The sequence below is a fragment of the Chroogloeocystis siderophila 5.2 s.c.1 genome (assembly GCF_001904655.1).
GTDB classification, from domain to species: domain Bacteria; phylum Cyanobacteriota; class Cyanobacteriia; order Cyanobacteriales; family Chroococcidiopsidaceae; genus Chroogloeocystis; species Chroogloeocystis siderophila.
In genome coordinates this window covers 1-3,315 of sequence record NZ_MRCC01000041.1, presented here as the reverse complement: position 1 = coordinate 3,315, position 3,315 = coordinate 1, and the positions used below count along the sequence as shown (strand labels likewise).

The 3,315-nt window shown below is 41.7% G+C and carries 2 protein-coding genes, 1 tRNA gene and 1 pseudogene; 1 reads left to right on the top strand and 3 read right to left on the bottom strand.

Annotation, left to right across the window (positions count from 1 at the left end):
- Nucleotides 1–69: 69 nt before the first annotated feature.
- Complete coding sequence (locus NIES1031_RS26525; protein ID WP_073551764.1) at nt 70–510, top strand: site-specific integrase; 441 nt, start codon at nt 70–72, stop codon at nt 508–510.
- Between the two features lie 610 nt (nt 511–1,120).
- Here the strand turns inward: NIES1031_RS26525 and NIES1031_RS23055 are convergent.
- The 3 genes and pseudogenes from NIES1031_RS23055 to NIES1031_RS23045 all read right to left on the bottom strand — a co-directional run bounded on the left by NIES1031_RS23055 (nt 1,121) and on the right by NIES1031_RS23045 (nt 3,090).
- Nucleotides 1,121–1,681: a ribbon-helix-helix domain-containing protein gene (locus tag NIES1031_RS23055; protein WP_073551763.1), complete on the bottom strand. Its 561-nt coding sequence runs from the start codon at nt 1,679–1,681 to the stop codon at nt 1,121–1,123.
- A gap of 736 nt (nt 1,682–2,417) precedes the next feature.
- A tRNA-Ala gene (locus tag NIES1031_RS23050) sits at nt 2,418–2,490 on the bottom strand.
- A gap of 98 nt (nt 2,491–2,588) precedes the next feature.
- Nucleotides 2,589–3,090: pseudogene (locus NIES1031_RS23045) on the bottom strand (FAD-dependent oxidoreductase).
- Between the last annotated feature and the right edge of the window lie 225 nt (nt 3,091–3,315).

Sequence of the window (3,315 nt, the reverse complement as noted above, 5' to 3'; positions counted from 1 at the left end):
TCGTGTCTACTTAGCGGCTCCCCGTTTCGTTCTTAACCCAACTGCGTAACTCCTGCTGAGGCTATTGGCTTGAGATGGGTTGATGTAGATTTTACAAGGTCAGAGATAACTATAGCGGAATCACTACCTAAAGACTTGACAGGAAATGGCTATACAAGAATCAGGAAATCCACCAAAACAGGCTCAATCAGGGTGCTACCCATGAGCCAGACCTTAAGAGAAACACTAGCAGCGATCGCACCAACACATGAGCTAGTTTTCACTACAGTTAGTGGTTGCATCATAGATGCTGATAACTTTAGGATGCGCCACTGGAAGCCCATACTAAAGGCTGTAGGGGTTCCCTATCGCAAGATCCATAACTGTAGGCACACCATGATCAGCCATGCCCTAGAGCAAGGAATAGCACCTACAGGCATAGCTTATTTAGCAGGGCACATAGATACAAGGATGGTTCTAACAACCTATGGGCACATGATCAACAAACCACAGATGCCTGAGCTATTCTAATCTAGAATAATATTACAAACCCCAGTAAGTATTTATGCCTACTGGGGTTTGGTTTATATATATCAGCTTGTTATAACAGGTTATCAAACTGGTTAGCTGACACTAGCTAAAGCTGTGGAGTTTTCTGTGGAGTTTTTGGGGATACTTTTGGGGATACCTCTATTATATCTGGCTAGCCATGAAACTACAAACCCTGTAAGCACTCTAGCTATTTTTGTTATCCTTTTCAATAGTTGGCTATACATGTGGCTAGCCATCAAAACTCCCTCTGTGTATAGCTTTTAGAGATTTATACTACCAAAATAGGTGGCTAGCCACTTATGGTGTGTGTGAGTGCTTTTGCTAGGTACCAAAATCAATATAATACTTGGAGCTGTTTTAGTGGTGCCTTTTGATATCAGATTTAATATCAGATTTGATATCATCTTTTGAGCCTAACCTAGATACACTAAAAAGCCCTGTAGGTTTTACTCCCACAGGGTTCTAGTTATTTCGCCTAAGTTACTAGTTAGCTACAGCCCGCCTTGCTTCTTTACCCTTAAACTCTTTGACTGTTAGTGTAGTTGGTTCTGGTTCTGGTGTTGATTCCGGTTCTGATTCCATCTCTAGACTAAGGCTGGCTATCTACTACCCACTGTTCTCTAGAACCATCTGTAGGCTTCCAACCTAAACCCTCAGGGTCATATTTAGATGTCCAAGCAACTGGCTTCTTAGCTGTAGCTAAAGCTGTTAGAGCTGACATAGCTCCCCCGCTAACCTTACTCCCTAGTCTTTCAGCCAACTCCTGCTTAGTTAATATGGTTGGTTCTGGTGTTGGTTCCGGTTCTGGTTCCATATCAGATTTGATATCAGATTTGATATCATAACTAATATCAGATTTGATATCATCAGTAATACCAGATTTGATATCATCAGTAATATCAGAAGTGATATTAGAAGTGATATCATCTTTTGAGCCTAACCTAGACTCTATAGCATCTAACCGCCTCAATAGCGGCTCTAAATCAGCACCAGTTGTTGGTGTAGCTTGAGGCGGGTTGCAGTAGCACTTGACCAAAGCATCTTCTATCAACTGGTTGTAGCTCTTTCCGGACTCTGCTTTCAACTCTTCCAACCGCTCAGCAACTTCTAGGCTGATCCTGATAGGCATATTCTTTTTCTCCTGAACCATAGCTAAACCTGAATCAAGTTATGATATCACTTATGATATTAGATTTGATATTATAAGTCTATGGGTGTTTATGCTTATCTTTGATATCAGATTTAATATCATCAGTGATATCACTCTATCTTCCTCAGATCTGAGTCTTTAGTTATCTATATGCAACTATTTGCACATCTTAGAGCTAAAGTAAGAAGTAAGAAGTAAGAAACAAAATAGCACCAACCTAGAACCTAATCCCAGCAACAATCCTAGGAGCCAGTGCTACCCACCATGTTTGCGCGGCACTGGTTTCTTAGTCCTGAAGCAATAGCGGCTAACTGCTTAGAAATAGGGTGAAAGCCTTAGCCTGTAAGGATTAGACCAATATAGGCTATCTGTAAGGAATCACTACAACCCTAAAGCCCTGATTCCGGTCTTTGGTTCCAACTAGCTAGCAATATCAAGAGCATATTTATGCATATTGCCTCAAAGCCTTGCAGAGAGACAACTAAAGCAGTTTTGTAACATCTGCTACAAAACCCTAGGATGTAGTTGTATCAGCTATCCCAGCAACATCACCAAATCCTAGTGCAACCAGTGATCTGATTGCAGTTGATTCGACTAGGTTGAACTATGCTCAACAGTTTCTTAAATCTTAGTTTCTTAGTTTCTTAGTTGCACAGTCTGGCAGACTCAGATTATATTTGGGACAGCCTTGGGACAATAGCAAGCGGTTATTGGTGCTGTAAAAGCCGCAGGCTTATGGAGAATAGGGAACTCGAATCCCTGACCTCTGCGGTGCGATCGCAGCGCTCTACCAGCTGAGCTAATTCCCCCAATGTTTCACTATTTTAGCATCTCATAACACCGCTGTTTTCATCGCTATGCGCACGTATGTACTATCTCTAGGTCATGCGCCGTCAGGATCGTGATTTCACTGTGCAGAAAAAATATGAGCCGCGCCATTCATATTTCCATAGAACTCGTCGCTTAAATGCTCGCCAGCAAAAACCAAAGTCCCGATGTTGACATCTTGGCTCTCTTCTAGGTTGTCCGATTCGATATAGAAAAAATCTGCAAAGTCTGTTATTTGTCCTGGCTGAAAACTAGTGTAAGATCCTTTAGTAAAAGCGTCTTGAGTCCATTGAGTACGCAAAAATCTTTCAATTGCAACTCTCTTGACGCTGGGGATGATCTTCTCAAATTGATTTGCAAACCTCTTGCCTTGTGACTTAGTACTACCAAATTGTAGCGTCGTAACTTCGTTACCACCAAAGTAGAAAGTCAGCGCTCCATTTTTCTGTCCAGGCTTCCTTAATAAACCCTTTTTCTCGACGCCACACTTTCTTGTCGAATCCAGCGTATAGCTTTTCATTCGCACTAAGATCGACTTCGTTAATAAAACGCCGCAACTGCTTTGGCAAGTCTACTCGAATTTTAACGTCACGCAGAACAGTAAAAGGAATCGCAATAATGACATAATCTGCATCAACTTCATAATTATCTAGAAAAGGTCAAGTGAAAGGCCCTTTCCCGTGACTCAATCTGCATCAAACGCATACCAGAGAAAATTTGTCCTGAGAGCGCCTGCGCTAAACTATCGATCATACCAAGTTGCGGTCTAACAAAGTATTCTTAGATGAGGAAAAAAAGTTAGAGAG

What these genes read in the sequence shown, in the direction of transcription:
- NIES1031_RS23055 (WP_073551763.1), bottom strand. Translation starts at nt 1,681, where the DNA reads ATGGTTCAGGAGAAAAAGAATATGCCTATCAGGATCAGCCTAGAAGTT.